Annotated in this window: 20 protein-coding genes; 9 read left to right on the top strand and 11 right to left on the bottom strand. The window is 59.0% G+C overall.

All coding sequences use genetic code 11. From position 1 onward, the window contains the following. Positions 1–3: 3 nt before the first annotated feature. From L383_RS10425 to hypA, 9 genes are all read right to left on the bottom strand, one after another. The gene (locus tag L383_RS10425; RefSeq protein WP_023331176.1) at positions 4–765 is read right to left on the bottom strand and encodes a siderophore ABC transporter ATP-binding protein EitC; all 762 of its coding nucleotides are present in this window, start codon (positions 763–765) and stop codon (positions 4–6) included. Next, on the bottom strand, positions 765–1802 hold the full coding sequence (locus L383_RS10430) for a FecCD family ABC transporter permease (protein WP_014885014.1): 1038 nt from the start codon (positions 1800–1802) through the stop codon (positions 765–767). The genes L383_RS10425 and L383_RS10430 overlap by 1 nt, the downstream gene beginning before the upstream one ends. Further along, positions 1802–2800 (bottom strand): siderophore ABC transporter substrate-binding protein EitA, encoded by a 999-nt coding sequence (locus L383_RS10435; protein WP_023331175.1) that lies wholly within the window; start codon positions 2798–2800, stop codon positions 1802–1804. The genes L383_RS10430 and L383_RS10435 overlap by 1 nt, the downstream gene beginning before the upstream one ends. A gap of 154 nt (positions 2801–2954) precedes the next feature. Continuing rightward, positions 2955–5027 (bottom strand): formate hydrogenlyase transcriptional activator FlhA, encoded by a 2073-nt coding sequence (flhA, locus tag L383_RS10440; protein WP_023331174.1) that lies wholly within the window; start codon positions 5025–5027, stop codon positions 2955–2957. A 64-nt stretch (positions 5028–5091) separates the two neighbouring features. Further along, positions 5092–6102, bottom strand: a complete 1011-nt coding sequence (gene hypE, locus L383_RS10445; RefSeq protein WP_023331173.1) for a hydrogenase expression/formation protein HypE — start codon at positions 6100–6102, stop codon at positions 5092–5094. Further along, positions 6099–7220 carry a hydrogenase formation protein HypD gene (gene hypD / locus L383_RS10450; RefSeq protein ID WP_023331172.1) on the bottom strand — a complete coding sequence of 374 codons (1122 nt, stop codon included), beginning with the start codon at positions 7218–7220 and terminating at the stop codon, positions 6099–6101. Before hypD ends, hypE begins: the two co-directional genes overlap by 4 nt. Positions 7221–7223: 3 nt before the next feature. Next, on the bottom strand, positions 7224–7496 hold the full coding sequence (locus L383_RS10455) for a HypC/HybG/HupF family hydrogenase formation chaperone (RefSeq protein WP_014885010.1): 273 nt from the start codon (positions 7494–7496) through the stop codon (positions 7224–7226). Continuing rightward, positions 7487–8350, bottom strand: coding sequence for a hydrogenase nickel incorporation protein HypB (gene hypB / locus L383_RS10460; protein WP_023331171.1), 864 nt, complete (start codon positions 8348–8350; stop codon positions 7487–7489). Before hypB ends, L383_RS10455 begins: the two co-directional genes overlap by 10 nt. 3 nt (positions 8351–8353) lie before the next feature. Continuing rightward, the gene (hypA, locus tag L383_RS10465; protein WP_023331170.1) at positions 8354–8704 is read right to left on the bottom strand and encodes a hydrogenase maturation nickel metallochaperone HypA; all 351 of its coding nucleotides are present in this window, start codon (positions 8702–8704) and stop codon (positions 8354–8356) included. A gap of 210 nt (positions 8705–8914) precedes the next feature. On the opposite strand from hypA, the gene hycA reads away from it, so the two are divergent. From hycA to hycI, 9 genes are all read left to right on the top strand, one after another. Further along, on the top strand, positions 8915–9379 hold the full coding sequence (gene hycA / locus L383_RS10470) for a formate hydrogenlyase regulator HycA (protein WP_014885007.1): 465 nt from the start codon (positions 8915–8917) through the stop codon (positions 9377–9379). Positions 9380–9452: 73 nt separating this feature from the next. Further along, positions 9453–10061 carry a 4Fe-4S dicluster domain-containing protein gene (locus L383_RS10475; RefSeq protein WP_023331169.1) on the top strand — a complete coding sequence of 203 codons (609 nt, stop codon included), beginning with the start codon at positions 9453–9455 and terminating at the stop codon, positions 10059–10061. Further along, complete coding sequence (gene hycC, locus L383_RS10480) at positions 10058–11872, top strand: formate hydrogenlyase subunit 3 (RefSeq protein WP_023331168.1); 1815 nt, start codon at positions 10058–10060, stop codon at positions 11870–11872. Before L383_RS10475 ends, hycC begins: the two co-directional genes overlap by 4 nt. Before the next feature lies 1 nt (position 11873). Next, a complete protein-coding gene (locus L383_RS10485; RefSeq protein ID WP_023331167.1) occupies positions 11874–12797 on the top strand; it encodes a respiratory chain complex I subunit 1 family protein in 924 nt (307 codons plus the stop codon). A gap of 15 nt (positions 12798–12812) precedes the next feature. Further along, positions 12813–14522, top strand: a complete 1710-nt coding sequence (gene hycE / locus L383_RS10490) for a formate hydrogenlyase subunit HycE (protein ID WP_023331166.1) — start codon at positions 12813–12815, stop codon at positions 14520–14522. A 9-nt stretch (positions 14523–14531) separates the two neighbouring features. Next, positions 14532–15074, top strand: a complete 543-nt coding sequence (locus L383_RS10495) for a formate hydrogenlyase complex iron-sulfur subunit (RefSeq protein WP_023331165.1) — start codon at positions 14532–14534, stop codon at positions 15072–15074. After that, positions 15074–15841, top strand: a complete 768-nt coding sequence (locus L383_RS10500; protein ID WP_014885001.1) for an NADH-quinone oxidoreductase subunit B family protein — start codon at positions 15074–15076, stop codon at positions 15839–15841. The genes L383_RS10495 and L383_RS10500 overlap by 1 nt, the downstream gene beginning before the upstream one ends. Further along, the gene (locus L383_RS10505) at positions 15838–16248 is read left to right on the top strand and encodes a formate hydrogenlyase maturation HycH family protein (RefSeq protein ID WP_014885000.1); all 411 of its coding nucleotides are present in this window, start codon (positions 15838–15840) and stop codon (positions 16246–16248) included. Before L383_RS10500 ends, L383_RS10505 begins: the two co-directional genes overlap by 4 nt. Next, positions 16241–16696 carry a hydrogenase maturation peptidase HycI gene (gene hycI, locus L383_RS10510; RefSeq protein ID WP_014884999.1) on the top strand — a complete coding sequence of 152 codons (456 nt, stop codon included), beginning with the start codon at positions 16241–16243 and terminating at the stop codon, positions 16694–16696. The genes L383_RS10505 and hycI overlap by 8 nt, the downstream gene beginning before the upstream one ends. A gap of 87 nt (positions 16697–16783) precedes the next feature. On the opposite strand, the gene L383_RS10515 is transcribed toward hycI, so the two are convergent. Together L383_RS10515 and ascF are read right to left on the bottom strand one after the other, a co-directional pair. Further along, positions 16784–18208: a 6-phospho-beta-glucosidase gene (locus tag L383_RS10515; protein ID WP_023331164.1), complete on the bottom strand. Its 1425-nt coding sequence runs from the start codon at positions 18206–18208 to the stop codon at positions 16784–16786. A gap of 18 nt (positions 18209–18226) precedes the next feature. After that, on the bottom strand, positions 18227–19678 hold the full coding sequence (ascF, locus tag L383_RS10520) for a PTS cellobiose/arbutin/salicin transporter subunit IIBC (RefSeq protein WP_023331163.1): 1452 nt from the start codon (positions 19676–19678) through the stop codon (positions 18227–18229). Positions 19679–19817: the final 139 nt, after the last annotated feature.

Here is a 19817-nt window from a genome sequence, read left to right as displayed (position 1 = left end):
CCCCTAAACGATAAAGTGGATGTGCTTTTTGCCATGGAACGGCGAGATCTCAATTTTGGTTTTGACCCGGAAAACATCCCACAGCAACGACTCGGATAAGATGTCCTGAGGTGTCCCCGTCGCCACAATTTGCCCCTTCTGCATCACAATCAGCGAGTCGCAGAACATCGAGGCGTGGTTGAGATCGTGGATAGCGACAATGCTGGTGACCGGTAATTCGCTGATCAACTGCATCAGCTGCATCTGATGATGAATGTCCAGGTGGTTGGTCGGTTCGTCCAGCAGGATTTCCGTTGGGGTCTGGGCCAGCGCGCGGGCAATGTGCACCCGCTGGCGCTCTCCGCCGGAGAGGCTCAGCCAGCCCTGGTCGCTTTTATCCAGCATATCCACGCGTTGCAATGCCGCCGTGACGGTCTCGTCATCGTTCGTGCTCCAGTTGGAAAAAGCGGAGTGGTGCGGAATTCGTCCAAGTTTCACCACGTCGCGAACGCGCATGTTGGCGTCGGTCATCCCGTGCTGCTCAACGAACGCTACCCGGCGGGCAAGCTGCTTTTTGGCGATGCGGGAGATGTCCTGCCCGTCCAGCGTCACGCGGCCCGCATCCGGGCGACGCAGTCCCGCGAAGATACGCAAAAGAGACGATTTTCCGCAGCCGTTTGGGCCCAGCAGGCCGACGGTTTCCCCCCGGGAGACCTTCAGCGAGACGTCATTGACGATCGCCTTTTTGCCGACCTTCCAGGTAATATTTTCAGCGCAGATACTCATCACTTATTCCTTGAACGGTAAATAATCACGGCAAAGAAGGGAACGCCCACCAGTGCGGTCACTACGCCGACGGGCAGGCTTTGCGGCGCAATCAGCATGCGTGAGGCAATGTCTGCCAGCACCATCAGGATCGCCCCGGCCAGCGCGCTGGCAATGAGCAGCGTGCGATGCAAAGGTCCGAACAGGAAACGCATGACGTGCGGAACCACCAGCCCCACAAAACCGATGGAGCCTGCCATACTGACGATGGTCGCGGTAATCAGTGCGGTCGTGATAAATAACGCCAGGCGTACCCAGGGAACGGCAATCCCCAGCGATGCGGCAGCGTCGTCACCAAACGTAAAGGCATCCAGCGCCCGGGAATAGTAGAGGCAAACGGCTAACCCCAGCAGGACCACCACCAGTACCAGCTGGAATTCCGGCCAGCGTACGCCGCTGAAGCTGCCCAGCAGCCAGAACATGACATCTCGCGCCTGCTGTGCGCTGGCTGACGTGCTGATGGTGTAGGCGGTAATGGCATTGAACAACTGCGAAGCCGCAACGCCTGCCAGAATAGTGCGTTCATTGCCGCCGCGTGCGCCGTTCGTCAGAAAAGCGACAAATGCAAAGGCGGCGAAGGCACCCGCGAAGGCCCCCGCAGACAGCGAAACGGCTCCCGTTCCCACACCCAGCACCACGACGGAAACCGCCCCGGTTGAGGCCCCCGCAGACACGCCGAGAACATAGGGTTCCGCCAGCGCGTTCTTCAACAGACTTTGCAGGACGGCACCGCAGATAGCTAGCCCGGCGCCACAGCAGGCAGCAACCAGCGCACGGCTCAGACGAAAGTCCCAGATAACGCTCTCATAGATGCGGTTGAGCGGAACCTCGGTGAGCCCCATTTTATTGCTGATAGCATAAAACACGTTATCCAGCGGGATGGACAGTTCACCGACGCTGACGCCAAGGGCGATGACCAGAAACAACAGTACAATGGCAAGCAGAGCAGACGTGGTCAGGAACAGGCCCTGGCGGGCCTGAAGTACAGCGGCTGTCATCAGTTCAGCCCCAGTTTTCTGAGCTGTTCACCCACCTGTTCAGCACCGTAAATTGTACGAATCGTTGGGTTCATCGCCTGGCCGTCCATCACCACGATATGGCCTTTTTTGACGGCATCAAGCTGGCTGACGGCAGGATCGTTTTTCAGGAATTTGATTTTTTCTTCCGCGTTATCCAGCGCCCAGCGGTTACGGTCCAGACTGGAGACCACAATCACATCCGGATTAGCGGCAATAATGCTTTCCCAGCCCACGGTTGGCCATTCGGTTTCAGATGTAATGGCGTTGTGCCCGCCCAGCACGTTGGCAATAAATCCGGAGGCGCTGTTTTTACCGCCGACGTAAGCATCAGCCGAAGGAGAGGAGCTTGAGAACCAGAAAACAAAGGAGAGGTCCTTTTTGTTTTTACCAAACTCCTGGCGCAGGTCAGCCTCACGTTTTTTGAAATCGGCAATGACGGCCTGGCCGCGATCTTCCACGTTAAAGATTTTGGCAAAATCCTCAATCTCCTTATAGAGATAGGTCATGTCCCACAGCTTCTGGCGGCTGCCGTACATATCTCCTGTGGCTTTTTTGGTCGCGCACATGCCCGGTGAGACGTAGCTATTCACACCGACGGTCGCCAAATCTTCACGTTTTGCGACCTTACTCTCAGGCCCAAGTAACAGAGGAAGCTGGGCAGGTACAAAATCAGGATTTTGCGCAAGGATAGATTCAAGCGTAGGGATTTCTACCGTCAGGGTTTTGATTTTTGCGTTCTGTTCAGCCAGCTGCGGCAGCACTTTGGTCGGCCAGAAGGCGCTGGCCTTCACCTTATCCTGCAGGCCGAGCAGGAGCAAAATTTCGACGGTATTCTGACCCAGGGCCACGACGCGTTCCGGCGCTTTGGTGAAGGTCTCTTTATAACCACAGTTTTCAATGGTCAGAGGATATGTGGTTGCCAGAGCAGAACTGACCGACGCAATCGCCAGGCCCAACGCGCAGATGACCTTTTTCATTAAACGCTACCCTTCATTAAAATTATTTTTTGATGCAAATGAAACTCATTATTAAGGCGGAATTTTATACAGAGGAAACGATTTTGTGTCAATGAGGGACAATTGCGCAGGGTGACAAAAGGCGGTGCCAGAATAACACCGCCAGATTGCGGACTTACAGCAGGTTCTCTTTATCAATCCCGAGGCGCTTCATGCGCGACAGCAGGGTCGTGCGTTTTAAGCCTAAACGCTGGGCAGCCCCTTTCGGGCCGGCAACCACGCCGTTCGTCTCTTTCAGCACGCGCATAATGAGCTGATATTCATCTTCTCCCTCTTTTGCGATCTCGGCTGCGGTCACGGTCGTTTCAGGCAGAGAAACCTCCGGCAGGGAGAGTTGCAGCACATTGCCACGCGTGAGCAGCACCGCACGCTCAATGACGTTTTCCAGTTCGCGGACGTTACCCGGCCACTCCATCGACGAGAGGGTGCGTAGCGTTTCGGCAGGAATACTGTCAATATTTCGCCCCATTCGGCGGGCGATCTTCGCGGTAAAGGCTTTTACCAGCAGGGGGATATCTTCCGGACGTTCGCGCAGCGGGGGCAGGCAGATCGGGAAGACGTTCAGGCGATAGTAGAGATCGCTTCTGAATTCGCGGTCGGCGACCATTTTTTTCAGGTCGCGGTTGGTGGCGGCAATCAGCCGCACGTCAGTCTGGATAAGCTTGTTGCTGCCAAGGCGCTCAAACTCCTGCTCCTGCAAGACGCGCAGCAGTTTAGGCTGCAACTCCAGCGGCATATCGCCCACTTCGTCGAGGAACAGCGAGCTTTTATCGGCCAGTTCAAAACGCCCCAGGCGCTGGCTGCTGGCCCCGGTAAATGCGCCGCGCTCATGGCCGAAGAGGTCACTTTCCAGCAGGCCCGCAGGCATCGCCGCGCAGTTCATCTTCACCATCCGGCGGCTGTTGCGATTGCTCAGGTTGTGGATGGCTCTGGCAATCAGCTCTTTACCCGTGCCGGTTTCACCCAAAATCAGCACCGTGCTGTCGCTCTGCGCCACCATTTCCACCTGCTTGAGGACGCTGTACATCGCATCGCTGCGCCCGATGATTTCGCCAAACTCGCTGTCCACATTATTAAGCTGCTCGGTTAGGGCCAGGTTCTCGTCCACCAGCCGCTCTTTCAGGCGATGGATCTCCTGATAGGCGAGGGCGTTATCCAGCGCGATGGAGATACGCTCGGCAATCTGGCGCAGCAGCTTCAGGTTGGCGGTGGTAAACACGGCTTCATCACACTGCGCCAGTTTCAGCACGCCAAGCATGGTATTGCCGGACATCAGCGGTAGCAGGCACAGGGTCTGGATCTTATTGCCCCAGGTGTTAAACAGCATTCGCTCATACGGCGCTACCGGATCCTGTTCGCTCAGGTTAAGCAGGAGGATCTCTTTGCTTTTGAATACCCGTTCAGAAAGGGTGCCCGCTTCATCCACTTCACTTTGCTCATGCGCCGGGTTGGCTTCATCGAGATAGTGCGTGGAATAGATATTCAGCTTGCCCTTGCGATGCCCCCGCAGCGCAATACTGATAGCGTCGATTTTGAAATAGTGGTGGATCTCTTTTGAGACTTCGCTGACCAGCTCATCCATATCGAGTCGTGACAGCACGGCGTTAGTGATTGCCACCAGGATGCGGAAGTTATCGCGCTCGCGGCTCAGCAGGTCGTAATCCACGTTATTGGTGACGCGACTTTGGATCTGCTCTGCCACCACGGCCACAATCTGGGTAAAGGTGTGCAGACGCTCGTACTCCGCTTCGCTCCAGGGCCGGTCGGTCGTGCGGATGAACTCGCAGCCGCCAAAGATATGGCCCTCCGCCGCCAGCGGCAGCATGCTGTAGTGGCCAAAAGGCTGATAGAGGTTGCTCCCGGCAAGCCGCGGCCACGCCATCCTGAACTCCTCAAAATTGCAGTGCAGGGCTTCCGGACGGGAGAGAATGCGGCGCACCGGACCATGCGCCAGATACGTTTCATCTTCGTATTCAAACGTTTTGCCATTATCACGCGTTGAGTAGTAGCTCGCGCGTTGCGTTCCGCTATGCCAGAGCACAATTGCGGCGCTGTCTGCCAGGGCTGATTGCCTGACCAGTCGCGTCAAAGCATCGCTTAGCGCGCTGAGATCGGGCTGCTGTAAAAGTGTGCGCGTGATATCAAACAGGCCCTGCTGTCCAAGATCGCTCATCGGTGTATACGGCATTATTGCTTTCCAATTGAAACTGGCAGAAAAGAGACATTCAGTGCTGACCGCTTATGGCGCGGTTCTAGCAAATTCGGGGTAACGGTTCAGCGTGCGGCAGATCCAGTGTGCGCTTCACGCCGTAAAGCCCGGTCAGGCGCACCCCTTTGCGCTCAACCACTTCCCCAATGATGGCGGCATCTTTCCCTAATGGATGCGACCGCAGCCCGGCCAGGACAGATTCCGCCGCTGCGCGTTCAACGCCGATCACCAGCTTGCCTTCGTTCGCAAAGTTGAGGGGATCAAGCCCTAGCATCTCGCACAGCCCGCGTACGGCGGGTTTGACAGGCAGACCACGCTCGGTCAGTTCAATCCCGCACCCGCAGCTTACGGCGAACTCGTGGACGACGGCATTCACGCCGCCACGGGTGGCGTCGCGCAGGGCTTTCACACCAGGAATGGCGCGCAGCGTCTGAATAAGCGGGGTAAGCACTGCACAGTCGCTACGCAGTTCGCCGTCCAGCCCTAACCCTTCACGCAGATTAAGAATCGTCGCGCCATGGCATCCCAGGGTGCCGCTCACCAGCAGAACGTCGCCCACGCTAAGTTGCTGTGCGCCCCAGTGGATGTCGGCGGGGATCGCGCCCATCCCGGCGGTGTTGATAAACAGTTTGTCGGCGGCGCCGCGCTGAACCACTTTGGTATCGCCGGTGACGACAGCGATCCCCGCCTCGCGCGCCGTCTGTGCCATGCTGTTGACCACCGCCGTGAGCGTCTCCATCGGCAGCCCCTCTTCAAGGATAAACCCGCAGGAGAGGTAGCGCGGAATGGCGCCGCTGACGGCAACGTCGTTGGCCGTGCCGCAGATGGCGAGCTTGCCGATATCACCGCCCGGGAAAAACAGCGGGTCAATGACGTAGCTGTCGGTGGAGAACGCCAGCCTGTCGCCCTGGGCAGTGAGTGTCGAGAGCGCGATGCGCGCCTGGTCTTCCTGCTCGGCGAGCCAGGGGTTGTTAAAAGCCTCCATAAACAGCCGGTTAATCAACTGCTGCATCGCCTGCCCACCGCTTCCGTGCGCCATTTCCACCGTGTTCATGCTTCACACTCCTGGTTGCGATATTGATACCACGCGGCGCATGCCCCTTCGGAGGAGACCATCAGCGCGCCAAACGCGGTTTGCGGGTTACAGGTGTTGCCAAATAACGGGCATTGATGAGGTTTACACTTACCGGTGAGCACGTCGCCACAGCGAGAACGGGGATCGTCGCACACCTGCTGCGGCTGCGGGCGGAAATGTGTTTCTGCATCAAACGCGCGATAGGCTGGCGTGAGGCGCACGCCGGATTCGGCAATCAGCCCCAGACCGCGCCACTCGCTGTCGCCTTCAACGCTAAACACGTCGGCAATGGCCTGCTGGGCCCGTTCATTTCCCGCATCGGGCACCACGCGGCGGTACTGGTTTTCGACCGCACTCAGGGCCGCTATTTTCTGCTCAACCAGCATGGTCACACCTTGCAGTAGATCAAGTGGCTCGAAACCAGCGACCACTAACGGACGATTGTACTGTTCAGAGATGAAACCGTAGGCGTCTGTGCCAATCACCATGCTGACGTGTCCCGGCGCCAGAAAGGCGTCGATACCGTTATCCGGCTCCTCCAGCAGGCTGCGCAGCGTGGGAATGAGCGTGATGTGCTGACAGAAAAAGAAAAAATTAGTGACGTTGCGGGCTTTGGCCTGCTGCAGCGTAATGGCCGTCGCGGGCATAGTGGTTTCAAAACCCAGCCCAAAAAAGACGACGTTGCGCTCAGGGTTATCCCTCGCCAGCGTCAGGGCATCCATTGGCGAGTAGACGATCCGCACGTCCGCACCGCGCGCTTTCGCCTGCAGCAGCGAGCCATTTTTCCCCGGCACGCGCATCGCATCGCCAAAGGTACAGAAAATGACGTCAGGCTGGCTGGCAATTTCAATACAGCTGTCGATGCGGCCCATTGGCAACACGCAGACCGGGCAGCCGGGGCCGTGGATAAACTCGATGTTATCTGGCAGTAGCTGGTCGAGGCCAAATTTGAAGATGGCGTGCGTGTGTCCGCCGCACACCTCCATTATCCGCAGCGGCCTTTCTTTCGTGTTGTTCAGCAGCGCCGCCCGTGTTTTCAGGTGCCCGATAAGCTGCAGTACCTGTTCTGGCGCGCGGTATTCATCAACGTAACGCATGTGCTACCGCTCCTCGCCGTACAGCAGGGCGCCCACGTCAGGCTCCACGTCAAACATGTTTTGCAGCGCATCCAGCGTGTCGCGGGCTTCCGCTTCGTTAATCACGCTCATTGCAAAGCCCACATGGACCAGCACCCACTGGCCGAGACGTGACGCGCCGGTTTCATCGGTACTGCCCACCAGCGTCAGATCCACATCGCGCAATATACCGCAGACCTCCACCCTGGCCTGGTTACCGTCGATTGCCTGAATTTGTCCGGGTACGCCTATGCACATCGTTCGCTCTCCAGCCAGTTTAGCCATGCGTCCATGCCGTCGCCGCGCGTGGCGGAGACCAGCACGATCGCAATCTCCGGATTCACTTCGCGGGCATACGCCAGGCATTTCTCCACGTCGAAATTCAGGTACGGCAGCAGGTCGACTTTGTTCAGCAACATCAGGGAGGCGGCGGCAAACATATGCGGGTACTTCAGCGGCTTGTCTTCCCCTTCGGTGACGGAGAGCACCGCGACTTTGTGGCGCTCGCCGAGGTCAAAGCTCGCCGGGCACACGAGGTTACCGACGTTTTCAATAAACAGGATGCCGCTCTCTTCAAGCGGCAAACGCGGTGCGGCATCGGCAATCATCTGCGCATCCAGATGGCAGCCTTTGCCCGTGTTGACCTGAATCGCCGGGGTGCCGGTTTCACGAATGCGCGCGGCATCGTTTACGGTCTGCTGATCGCCCTCGATCACCGCGCAAGAGACGCGTTTGTTCAGGCGCTTGAGTGTTTCTGTTAACAGCGTGGTTTTGCCTGAACCCGGGCTGGAGACCAGGTTCAGCACCAGCTGTTTGCGGGCGGCAAAGCGCGCGCGATTGCGGGCCGCGAGCTGGTTATTTTTGTCCAGCACGTTGATCTCGACGTCCAGCATCTGCCGCTGGCTCATGCCCGGCGCATGAGTGCCCGCTTCGCCGTGGCCGTAGTGCAGGTCGCCCGCGTCAGAGCGTTGCGGCGCAAAGGTAATGCCGGTCAGAACTGCCGCAGGACGCGGGGCAGGGGAAAAGGGCGCAGAGCGAAACGCGGAGTGGGGGCGGTGTTCGTCCCCTTCTATATACAGGTTGCCTTCGGCGCAACCGCAGGTACTACACATACATTACTCCTTTTCGATTTCGAGGCGTTGGATCTGCATACCGTCATCCGCCACGATCCGCAGCCCGGTACGCTGGCACTGCGGACAGCGCTGAACCTTTGAGGAGAGCAGCGTGACGTACTGCTGACACTGCTCGCACCAGCACTCCGCCCGCTGCTCGTCGATATGCAGCTCGCAGCCTTCCGCCAGCGTGCCGCGGCATACCAGCTCAAAACAGAAGGTCAGGGCGCTGGTCTCGACGCAGGAAAATGCCCCGATCTTCAGCCAGACGCCGGTGACGCGTTTCGCGTGGTTTTGCACTGCCTGCTGTTCGATAAGTTCAAGCGCTCGCTGGCAGAGGGTGATTTCGTGCATGACGCCTCCTCAATGAATTGCCCCGGTAATGCAATAACAGTGCCAGCCTGTATTTTGTCAGGGCGTGACGATGTCAATGCTGTCGAAATGACACGTCGACACCGCCGCGTTGACAGCAGTTTTGAAATTAAAGATCAATAAAATCAGTTGATTAAAAACTGGCACGGAATCTGCTTAACAGCCGCTATCTCCATTAACCGGATACCTTTTATGACTATTTGGGAAATCAGCGAAAAAGCGGATTACATCGCGCAGCGCCACCAGCAGCTACAGGAGCAGTGGCACCTCTACTGCAACTCTCTGGTTCAGGGGATCACCCTGTCAAAAGCGCGTCTGCATCATGCGATGAGTTGTGCGGCGCAAGGCGATATGCGCTTTGTCCTCTTCGGCCACTTCACGGTCTTTGTCACCCTGGCAGACAGCTTTAACAGCCACACCATTGAGTACTACGTCGAGAACAAAGAGGGTGAAAAACAGTGTATTGCGCAAGCGCAACTGATGGCTGACGGCATGGTCGATGGCTACGTCAGCAACCGCGATCGCCAGCAGGTGCTTGAACACTATCTGGAGAAAATCGCGCCGGTTTACAACGGGCTTTATCACGCGGTTGAACACGACTTACCGGTCGACCTGAAACAGCTGATCGCCGGAAACCCTTCCGCAAACGTTGCCTGAGAACCGAGTGTCGAAAAGTGTCGAGAAGACAGCTTTTCGTCGTCAAAAATGACCATCACCTGAGGATTGCCCGGTGAACCGTTTTGTAATTGCTGACTCGACGGTCTGTATTGGCTGTCGAACCTGTGAGGCGGCGTGTTCGGAAACTCACCGCCTGCACGGGCTGCAGTCCATGCCGCGCCTTCGCGTCATGCGTAATGAAAAAGAGTCTGCTCCGCAGCTCTGCCACCACTGTGAAGATGCCCCCTGCGCGGGTGTTTGTCCGGTGAATGCCATCACCCGCGTTGATGGCGCGGTCCAGCTGAACGAAAGCCTGTGCGTCAGCTGCAAGCTGTGCGGCATTGCCTGCCCGTTCGGCGCCATTGAATTTTCCGGCAGCCGTCCGCTGCACATTCCGGCCAATGCCAACTCCCCGAAAGCGCCGCCCGCGCCACCGGCTCCGGCACGCGTAAGTACGCTACTGGACTGGGTTCCCGGCATCCGCGCCGTGGCGGTGAAGTGTGACCTGTGCAGCTTTGATGAACAGGGACCGGCCTGCGTGCGGACCTGTCCGACCAAGGCGCTCATTCTGGTTAACATCCGCGATATCGCCCGTACCAGCAAACGCAAGCGCGAGCTGACCATTAATACCGACGTCGGCGATCTTTCGCTTCTGCAGGCGCTTAACGAGGGGGCGAAATGAACGCGATAGACATGATTAACAGCGCCGTAGCGTACTTTGCGGCCGCCGCCGTGCTGGCGCTGCTCTTCTCTTTCCATAAAATCCTGAGCGGCTGGATAGCCGGTATCGGCGGGGCGCTCGGCAGCCTGATGACGCTCGCGGCAGGCGGTGTCGTTTTGCTGGGGGGGCAATCCACAGAGGCCGTGATGCCGCTGATTCGTCACAGCGTTGAGATTACGCCGCTGAATGCCATCTGGCTGGTGACGTTCGGTCTGTGCGGGCTGTTTGTCAGCCTGTTCAATATCGACTGGCACCGCCACCAGCACACCAGAGCTAATGGTCTGCTGGTAAACCTGCTCATGGCGACGGCGGTCTGCACCGTTATCGCCAGCAATCTTGGCACGCTGGTGGTGATGGCCGAAATTATGGCCCTGTGCGGCGTGTTCCTGACGGGCTGTAGCGCCTCCGGCAAGCTGTGGTTTGCTCTCGGTCGCCTCGGCACGCTGCTGCTGGCGCTGGCCTGCTGGCTGGTGTGGCAACGCTTCGGTACGCTGGATTTCTCTGCGCTCAACGGCCATCCGCTGGGGAATGACGTCTGGCTGCTGGGCGTTGTGGGCTTTGGCCTGCTCGCCGGGATCATCCCGCTGCACGGCTGGGTGCCGCAGGCGCATGCCAATGCCTCCGCGCCCGCCGCCGCGCTGTTCTCTGTGGTGGTGATGAAAGTGGGTTTATTCGGGATTTTGGTACTCACGCTGACCAGCGGGCAACCGCCGCTGTGGTGGGGTGTCGTGCTGCTGCTGGCCGGGATGATCACCGCGTTCGTGGGTGGCCTGTACGCGCTGATGGAGCACAACATCCAGCGTTTGCTGGCGTACCACACGCTCGAAAATATCGGCATTATCCTGCTCGGTCTTGGCGCGGGCGTCACCGGTCTGGCGCTGAATCAGCCCGCGTTGATTGCCGCCGGGTTTATCGGTGGTCTGTATCACCTCGTCAACCACAGCCTGTTTAAAAGCACCCTGTTCCTCGGCGCGGGCAGCGTCTGGTTCCGCACCGGTCATCGGGATATCGAAAAGCTCGGCGGCATTGGCAAAAAGATGCCGGTGATTTCCCTGGCGATGCTGGTGGGGCTGATGGCGATGGCCGCGCTGCCGCCACTGAACGGTTTTGCCGGCGAGTGGGTGATCTACCAGTCTTTCTTCGCGCTCGGTCAGAGCGATGCGTTTATCGGCCGTTTGCTGGGGCCGCTGTTGGCGGTCGGCCTGGCGATTACCGGGGCGCTGGCGGTGATGTGTATGGCGAAAGTCTACGGCGTTACCTTCCTTGGCGCACCGCGCACGCGTGAGGCTGAAAATGCCTGCTGTGCACCGGTATTGATGGCCACCAGCGTGGTTGCGCTGGCGCTGTGCTGCATTGCGGGTGGGGTTGCCGCGCCGTGGCTGCTGCCGCTGCTCGGAAACGCTATTCCGTTGCCGCTTGAGACGGCACAAACCACCGTTTCCCAACCGATGATAGCCCTGCTGCTGATTGCCTCTCCGCTACTGCCGTTCGTGCTGATGCTGTTCTTTAAACGCGATCGACTCGCCTCCCGTGCGCGCGGCGCAGCCTGGGCCTGCGGCTACGAACACGAGCAGTCAATGGTCATCACCGCCCACGGTTTCGCCATGCCGGTAAAAGAGAACTTCGCCGCCGTGCTGAAGCTGCGCCGCATGCTCAACCCGCAGGGTTGGGTTCCGGGCTGGCAGAGTGCTGCCGCGCCCGCACTGTTCCGCCGTCTGGCGCTGATTGAGCTGTCGGTGCTGGTGGTCATTGTGATTTCACGAGGAGCCTGACATGAGTCTGTTACTGGCAATTCTTCAGGCGCTGGTGCTGTTTGCCGTTGCGCCGCTGCTCTCGGGCATCACGCGCGTGGCGCGCGCCCGGATGCACAACCGTCGCGGCCCTGGCGTGCTCCAGGAGTATCGCGATCTCTTCAAGCTGCTCTCTCGCCAGAGCGTGGCGCCCGATGCCGCAGGCTGGGTCTTTCGCCTGACGCCGTTTGTGATGGTTGGCGTGATGCTCACCATCGCCACCGCGCTGCCCGTCGTCACGGTGGGCTCACCGCTGCCTGCGCTCGGCGATCTGATCACGCTTATCTACCTCTTCGCCATCGCCCGTTTCTTCTTTGCGATTGCGGGTCTGGACACCGGGAGTCCGTTTACCGGCCTCGGTGCCAGCCGCGAGGCGATGCTGGGTGTGCTGGTTGAGCCGATCCTGCTGCTGGGGCTGTGGGTCGCCGCGCAGGTCGCAGGCTCCACCCATATCAGCTTTATCACCCATACCGTTTATCACTGGCCGGTAAGCCGCTCCATTCCGCTGGTGCTGGCACTCTGCGCCTGCGCGTTCGCCACGTTTATTGAGATGGGCAAACTGCCGTTCGATCTCGCGGAAGCCGAGCAGGAATTACAGGAGGGGCCACTCACCGAATACAGCGGCTACGGCTTTGCGGTACTGAAGTGGGGGATCAGCCTCAAGCAGCTGGTGGTGTTGCAGATGTTTGTCGGCGTCTTCTTCCCGTGGGGGCAGATGACGCACTTTTCCGCGGGCGGCCTGGTGCTGGCCGTCGTGGTTGCTGCAATCAAGCTGCTTATCGGCGTGCTGGTGATTGCGCTGTTCGAGAACAGCATGGCGCGTCTGCGTTTTGTGGCGACCTCGCGCATCACCTGGGCCGGTTTTGGCTTTGCATTTTTAGCGTTCGTCTCCTTGCTGGTGGCGTGATTAAAGAGAGTGTTTATGTCTGAAGAAAAGAAAGGTCAGCAGTATCTCGCCGCGTTGCACCAGGCTTTCCCCGGCGTGGTGCTGGAAGAGTCCTGGCAAACCAAAGACCAGATCACCGTCACCATAAAGGTGAACGACCTGCCGGAGGTGGTGGAGTTTCTTTACTACCAGCAGGGCGGCTGGCTGTCGGTGCTGTTCGGTAACGACGAGCGCCAGCTGTGCGGCAATTACGCCGTGTACTACGTGATGTCGATGGAGCAGGGCGAGAAGTGCTGGCTGACCGTGCGCGTTGAAGTCGATCCGAATAAGCCGGAATATCCGTCCGTTACGCCGCGGGTGCCTGCTGCCGTCTGGGGCGAACGCGAAGTGCGCGACATGTACGGCCTGGTGCCGGTCGGCCTGCCGGACGAGCGCCGTCTGGTGCTGCCGGACGACTGGCCGGATGAACTCTATCCGCTGCGTAAAGACAGCATGGACTACCGCCAGCGCCCGGCGCCGACCACCGACAGCGAAACCTACGAGTTCATCAACGAGCTGGGCAGCAAAAAGAACAACGTGGTGCCGATTGGTCCGCTGCACGTCACCTCCGACGAACCGGGCCACTTTCGTCTGTTCGTCGACGGCGAAAACATTATCGACGCCGACTACCGCCTGTTCTACGTCCATCGCGGCATGGAAAAGCTGGCGGAAACCCGCATGGGCTACAACGAAGTGACGTTCCTTTCTGACCGCGTGTGCGGCATCTGCGGCTTTGCCCACAGCACCGCTTACACCACGTCGGTAGAAAACGGTATGGGGATCGTGGTGCCGGAACGTGCGCAGATGATCCGCGCCATTCTGCTGGAGGTGGAACGTCTGCACTCGCACCTGCTAAACCTCGGCCTGGCCTGCCACTTCGTCGGTTTTGACTCCGGGTTTATGCAGTTCTTCCGCGTGCGTGAGGCGTCGATGAAGATGGCGGAGATCCTCACCGGGGCACGTAAAACCTACGGGCTGAACCTGATCGGCGGGATCCGCCGCGACCTGCTGAAAGATGACATGATCCAGACCCGTCAGCTGGCGCAGCAGATGCGCCGGGACGTGCAGGAGCTGGTGGATATGCTGCTCAGCACGCCAAACATCGAGCAGCGCACCGTAGGGATTGGCCGTCTTGATCCGGAAATTGCCCGCGACTTCAGCAACGTCGGCCCGATGGTGCGCGCCAGCGGCCACGCCCGCGACACCCGCGCCGATCACCCGTTCGTCGGCTACGGCCTGCTGCCCATGACCGTGCACAGCGAGCAGGGCTGCGACGTCATCTCACGTCTGAAAGTCCGCATTAACGAGGTGTTCACTGCCCTGAACATGATCGACTTCGGCCTCGATAACCTGCCGGGCGGTCCGCTGATGGTAGAGGGCTTCACCTACATCCCGAACCGCTTCGCGCTCGGCTTTGCAGAAGCGCCGCGCGGGGACGATATCCACTGGAGCATGACTGGCGACAACCAGAAGCTCTACCGCTGGCGCTGCCGTGCGGCGACCTACGCCAACTGGCCAACGCTGCGCTACATGCTGCGCGGCAATACGGTCTCCGATGCGCCGCTGATCATCGGTAGCCTCGACCCGTGCTACTCCTGCACCGACCGCATGACCGTGGTGGACGTGCGCAAGAAGAAAAGTCAGGTGGTGCCGTACAAAGAGCTTGAGCGCTACAGCATCGAGCGTAAGAACTCGCCGCTGAAATAAGGACTCGTCATGTTTACCTTTATCAAAAAAGTGATCAAAACCGGCACGCAGACCAGCCGTTATCCGCTGGAGCCGATGCCGGTCGATAAAAACTTTCGCGGCAAGCCGGAGCACAATCCGCAGCAGTGCATAGGCTGCGCGGCCTGCGTCAATGCCTGCCCGTCGAATGCCCTGACGGTGGAAACGGATCTCAAAACCGGCGAACTGGCCTGGCAGTTTAACCTCGGACGCTGCATTTTCTGCGGCCGCTGCGAGGAAGTTTGCCCGACGGTCGCCATTCGCCTGTCGCAGGAGTACGAGCTGGCAGTGTGGAAGAAAGCCGATTTCCTCCAGCAGTCGCGTTTCACGCTGTGTCACTGCCGCGTCTGCAAGCGTCCGTTCGCCGTGCAAAAAGAGATCGACTACGCCATCGCGCTGCTGCAGCACAACGGTGACGTCCGGGCGGAACATCACCGTGAAAGTTTTGAAACCTGCCCGGAGTGTAAGCGTCAGAAATGCCTGCTGCCGTCCGACCGGATTGATATCACCCGCCATATGAGAGAGGCCAGCTGATGGAACACTTACTCGGCCCGCGCGACGACAATGGCATGCCGGTGCCAATGACGGTGGAGGAATCCATTGCCAGCATGAAGGCGTCGCTGCTGAAAAAAATCAAACGTTCGGCCTACGTCTACCGCGTGGACTGCGGCGGCTGTAACGGCTGCGAGATCGAGATCTTCGCTACGCTGTCGCCGCTGTTTGACGCTGAACGCTTCGGTATCAAAGTGGTGCCGTCTCCGCGCCATGCGGATATTCTGCTGTTTACCGGGGCGGTCACCCGTGCCATGCGCTCGCCCGCGCTGCGTGCCTGGCAGTCTGCACCAGACCCGAAAATCTGCATCTCCTACGGTGCCTGCGGCAACAGCGGCGGCATCTTCCACGATCTCTACTGCGTCTGGGGCGGCACCGACAAAATCGTACCGGTGGATGTTTATATTCCGGGCTGCCCGCCGACGCCTGCCGCCACGCTGTACGGCTTTGCGATGGCGCTTGGCCTGCTGGAGCAGAAAATCCACGCCCGTGAACCGGGCGAGCTCGACAACCAGCCCGCGATGCTCCTCCATCCGGATATGGTGCAGCCGCTGCGGGTGAAGGTCGACCGTACGGCGCGCAGGCTGGCGGGCTACCGTTATGGTCGTCAGATTGCCGACGATTATCTGCGTTTGCTGAGCCAGGGCGAGCAGCAGGTAGCCCGCTGGCTGGAGGCGGAAAACGATCCGCGTCTGAATGAGATTGTGGCGAACCTGAACAGCATTGTGGACGAGGCGCGTATCCGATGAGTGAAACGGTGGTGTTCAGTCAACTGAGCCGTAAGTTTATTGATGAGAACGATGCCACGCCGGATGCGGCGCAGCAGGTGGTCTATTACAGCCTGGCGATTGGGCATCACCTCGGGGTGATTGACTGTCTGGAGGCCGCGCTGAGCTGCCCCTGGCCTGAGTATCTGGCGTGGATCGCCACGCTGGAGGAGGGCAGCACGGCGCGGCGTAAAATGGAAGGCGTGCCAAAGTACGGTGAGATCGTCATCGATGCCAACCACATTGCGATGCTCGCCAACGCCTTTGATGCGGCGCTGAGCAGGCAATCCGCCGAACAGCAGGCGTGGAGCAAAACGTTGCTCGGCATGCTGCATGATATTCATCAGGAGAGTGCCATCTACCTGATGGTGAGGAGATTACGTGACTGACGTTTTACTGTGTGTCGGCAACAGCATGATGGGCGACGACGGCGCGGGCCCGCTGCTGGCAGAGATGTGCGCCGCGAACCCTCAGGGCAACTGGGTGGTGATTGACGGCGGTAGCGCGCCAGAAAATGACGTGGTCGCCATCCGCGAGCTGCGCCCGGAGAGGCTGCTGATTGTCGATGCTACCGATATGGGGCTCAACCCCGGAGAGATCCGACTCATTGACCCGGACGACATTGCCGGGATGTTTATGATGACGACCCACAATATGCCGCTGAATTATCTGGTGGATCAGATCAAGGACGACGTGGGTGAGGTGCTGTTTCTGGGGATTCAGCCGGACATTGTTGGGTTTTATTACCCGATGACGCCGCCGGTAAAAGAGGCGGTGGAAGTGGTTTATTCACGGCTTGAAGGGTGGGTTGGGGACGGGGGGTTTTCTCCGCTCTGAGCAGTGCCGGGTGGCGGCTTCGCCTTACCCGGCCTACCAAACCCGTTCCCTCTCCCTGTGGGAGAGAGCCGGGGTGAGGGCAACAGGCTACTCGAGATCGCCCCCGTTACTCGCAATCACCTTCTTATACCACCAGAACGATTTCTTGCGCTTCCGGTCCAGCGTGCCGTTCCCCGCATCGTCGCGGTCAACGTACACGAACCCGTAGCGTTTGCTCATTTCGCCGGTAGACGCTGAAACAAGGTCGATACAGCCCCAGGTGGTGTAGCCCATCAGCGGCACGCCGTCCTCAATCGCATCACCCATCGCGCGGATATGCTCGCGCAGATAGCTGATGCGGTAGTCGTCGTTAATCTCGCCGTTTTCATCAATGACATCTTTCGCACCCAGGCCGTTTTCCACCAGGAACAGCGGCTTTTGGTAGCGGTCGTACATCATGTTCATGGTAATGCGCAGGCCAAGCGGGTCAATGCCCCAGCCCCATTCGCTCACCTGAATGTGCGGGTTACGCAGGGACTTCACGATGTTTGCCGCGCTGGTGTTGCCCGCGTTCATATCCGCCGACGCGCAGCGCGAGGCGTAATAGCTGAACGAGACAAAATCGACGGTGTTTTTCAGCAGCTCGTCATCGCCGGGGTCTTTGACAATGACCACGCCTTTCTCACGGAACACGCGAGCCGAGTAGGCCGGATAGCGGCCGCGTGCCTGCACGTCGATAAAGAACAGGTTCTCGCGGTCTTTCTCCAGCGCCATCCACACGTCTTCCGGTTTGCAGGAGTACGGATAGAAGTTACCGCCCGCCAGCATGCAGCCCACCTGATTTTCCGGGTTCACCTCGTGAGCGATTTTGGTTGCCAGCGCGCTCGCCACCAGCTCGTGGTGCGCGGCCTGATATTTTACCTGATCTTCGTTTTCACCTTCCTCAAACACCAGCCCGGCACCGGAGAACGGGCTGTGCAGCATGATGTTGATTTCGTTGAAAGTCAGCCAGTATTTTACCAGCCCGTTAAACGCCTCAAAGCAGGTGCGGGCGTAGCGGGCGAAGAAGTCGACCATCTTGCGGTTGCGCCAGGAACCGTATTCCGTCACCAGGTGCATCGGCACGTCGAAGTGGCAGAGCGTCACCAGCGGCTCGATGTTGTACTTTTTGCACTCCTCAAATACCGCGCGGTAAAAGGCTATGCCCTCTTTGTTCGGCAGCGGTTCGTCACCGTTCGGGTAGAGGCGGCTCCAGGCAATCGAGGTGCGGAATACCGTAAAGCCCATCTCCGCCATCAGGGCAATGTCTTCTTTATAGCGATGGTAAAAATCAATCGCCTCGTGGCTCGGGTAAAACTCGTCGTCACGCAGCGAAAAACGCTTTTCCTTGCCGAGCTTCACCGCCAGACGATTGGCGCCGTGGGGGATCATATCGACCGTCGTCAGTCCTTTGCCGCCTTCACGGTAAGCACCTTCACTCTGGTTAGCGGCAAGCGCGCCGCCCCATAAAAATCCTTGTGGAAAAACAGACATTCTTACCTCGCTTTCAATTTATGCTTTTGCTGCGTTGTTCTGTACCGCCGCGGTCTGCAGAGCGCGCGCTTTTTCGGCCTCGTCTTCGACCGGGATATCCTCAAACCCTAACAGCAGGGTCAGAACAAACGACAGCACAACTGCCAGCGCCATCACGCCGAATACCCAGACGATGGTCATCGGGTTGGCCGGATCGAAGAATTGCACGCTGGTAAACAGCCCCGGCGCCGCCATGGAGTGGCTGGCAAGACCCGCGATGCCGGCCACCGCGCCGCAGATAAAGCCGCTGATCAGGCTCGCAATCAGCGGACGCTTGAGACGTACCGCCACACCGTACAGTGCCGGTTCAGAGATCCCCGCCATGATGGCAGAAGCCGCCGCAGCCAGCGCCGTCTGGCGCAGTTCCGGGTTTTTGGTTTTCCATGCCACCGCTAAAGACGAACCGCCGAGCGACAGGTTGGCGCCGATTTCTGACGGCATGACCATCCCTTCTTTACCCGTTTCGGCAATGGTCTGAATGATGGTTGGCGTAAAGACGCGGTGCATCCCCGTCATGACCAGCAGCGGCCAGAGTGCGCCCATGATGGCGACGGAGAGCCAGCCCAGATAGCCGTGAATGGTGTAAACCAGTGCGGAGATAGCGCTCCCGATCCAGATCCCGAGCGGCCCAATCAGCACGATGGCGAGCGGGGCGGCAATCAGGACGATCAGCATCGGCTTGAGGAAGTTTTTCGTCACCGCCGGGGTAATGCGATCGACCCAGCGTTCGATGTAAGACAGGCACCAGGTCATCACCAGCGCGGGGATAACGGTGTAGGTGTATTTCACCGCCGTCACCGGGATAAAGGCGAACTCAACATGCTCGCCCTGCGCGGCTTTCGCCATCAGTTCGATAAAGCTCGGGTGCACCAGCACGCCCGCAATGGCGATCGCCAGCGACATATTGGTTTTGAATTTCACTGCCGCCGAGGCGGCCACCATCAGCGGCAGGAAGAAGAATGCCCCGTCGCCAATCACCGTCAGAATGGTAAGCGTTGGCGCGCCCTTTGGCAGCACGCCGGTCATCTCAAGGATCATCGCCAGCAGCTTGACCATCGAACCGCCGATGATCGCGGGGATCAGCGGCGACATGGTGCCGATCAGCGCGTCGAGGATCCCGGCGCCAATGCGGCGTAACGTCAGCTTCTGCGGGCCTTCAGGCACCGCGGGCTGCAGGTCAACGGGCAGCAGGCTGACCACTTCGCGGTAGGCCTGAGAAACCGTGTTGCCAATGATCACCTGGCACTGGTTGTCGTTACGCACTACGCCAAGCACGCCGCTGATGCTTTTCAGGCGCGCGGCGTCGGTGAGGGTTTCGTCTTTCAGAACGAAACGCAGTCGCGTCATGCAGTGGGTGACGGCGACGATGTTCTCTTTGCCGCCCAGCGCGCTGATAACGTCGTTCGCCAGCGCAGCGTAATTTTTGGCCATCGGATGTGATCCTGTTATCGTTGTGTGAAATGTAGGAAACCGGTTCCACATAATCATCATGAGTTTCTTTGAGTGAAACAAGATCGCTTTTTGGTCATTTTTTCAATTCGTGATGATGATCACTGGTCGGTAGCGAAAG

The sequence above is a fragment of the Enterobacter sp. MGH 37 genome, from assembly GCF_000534515.1.
GTDB classification, from domain to species: domain Bacteria; phylum Pseudomonadota; class Gammaproteobacteria; order Enterobacterales; family Enterobacteriaceae; genus Enterobacter; species Enterobacter kobei.
The sequence above is the reverse complement of the archived record's forward strand: the minus strand, read 5'-3'. Positions and strand labels throughout refer to the sequence as shown.

What these genes read in the sequence shown, in the direction of transcription:
- L383_RS10425 (WP_023331176.1), bottom strand. Translation starts at nt 765, where the DNA reads ATGAGTATCTGCGCTGAAAATATTACCTGGAAGGTCGGCAAAAAGGCG.
- hypD (WP_023331172.1), bottom strand. Translation starts at nt 7,220, where the DNA reads ATGCGTTACGTTGATGAATACCGCGCGCCAGAACAGGTACTGCAGCTT.
- hycA (WP_014885007.1), top strand. Translation starts at nt 8,915, where the DNA reads ATGACTATTTGGGAAATCAGCGAAAAAGCGGATTACATCGCGCAGCGC.
- L383_RS10485 (WP_023331167.1), top strand. Translation starts at nt 11,874, where the DNA reads ATGAGTCTGTTACTGGCAATTCTTCAGGCGCTGGTGCTGTTTGCCGTT.
- L383_RS10435 (WP_023331175.1), bottom strand. Translation starts at nt 2,800, where the DNA reads ATGAAAAAGGTCATCTGCGCGTTGGGCCTGGCGATTGCGTCGGTCAGT.
- L383_RS10505 (WP_014885000.1), top strand. Translation starts at nt 15,838, where the DNA reads ATGAGTGAAACGGTGGTGTTCAGTCAACTGAGCCGTAAGTTTATTGAT.
- L383_RS10430 (WP_014885014.1), bottom strand. Translation starts at nt 1,802, where the DNA reads ATGACAGCCGCTGTACTTCAGGCCCGCCAGGGCCTGTTCCTGACCACG.
- hypE (WP_023331173.1), bottom strand. Translation starts at nt 6,102, where the DNA reads ATGAACACGGTGGAAATGGCGCACGGAAGCGGTGGGCAGGCGATGCAG.
- L383_RS10515 (WP_023331164.1), bottom strand. Translation starts at nt 18,208, where the DNA reads ATGTCTGTTTTTCCACAAGGATTTTTATGGGGCGGCGCGCTTGCCGCT.
- L383_RS10500 (WP_014885001.1), top strand. Translation starts at nt 15,074, where the DNA reads ATGGAACACTTACTCGGCCCGCGCGACGACAATGGCATGCCGGTGCCA.
- hycE (WP_023331166.1), top strand. Translation starts at nt 12,813, where the DNA reads ATGTCTGAAGAAAAGAAAGGTCAGCAGTATCTCGCCGCGTTGCACCAG.
- L383_RS10495 (WP_023331165.1), top strand. Translation starts at nt 14,532, where the DNA reads ATGTTTACCTTTATCAAAAAAGTGATCAAAACCGGCACGCAGACCAGC.
- flhA (WP_023331174.1), bottom strand. Translation starts at nt 5,027, where the DNA reads ATGCCGTATACACCGATGAGCGATCTTGGACAGCAGGGCCTGTTTGAT.
- hypA (WP_023331170.1), bottom strand. Translation starts at nt 8,704, where the DNA reads ATGCACGAAATCACCCTCTGCCAGCGAGCGCTTGAACTTATCGAACAG.
- hypB (WP_023331171.1), bottom strand. Translation starts at nt 8,350, where the DNA reads ATGTGTAGTACCTGCGGTTGCGCCGAAGGCAACCTGTATATAGAAGGG.
- L383_RS10455 (WP_014885010.1), bottom strand. Translation starts at nt 7,496, where the DNA reads ATGTGCATAGGCGTACCCGGACAAATTCAGGCAATCGACGGTAACCAG.
- ascF (WP_023331163.1), bottom strand. Translation starts at nt 19,678, where the DNA reads ATGGCCAAAAATTACGCTGCGCTGGCGAACGACGTTATCAGCGCGCTG.
- hycC (WP_023331168.1), top strand. Translation starts at nt 10,058, where the DNA reads ATGAACGCGATAGACATGATTAACAGCGCCGTAGCGTACTTTGCGGCC.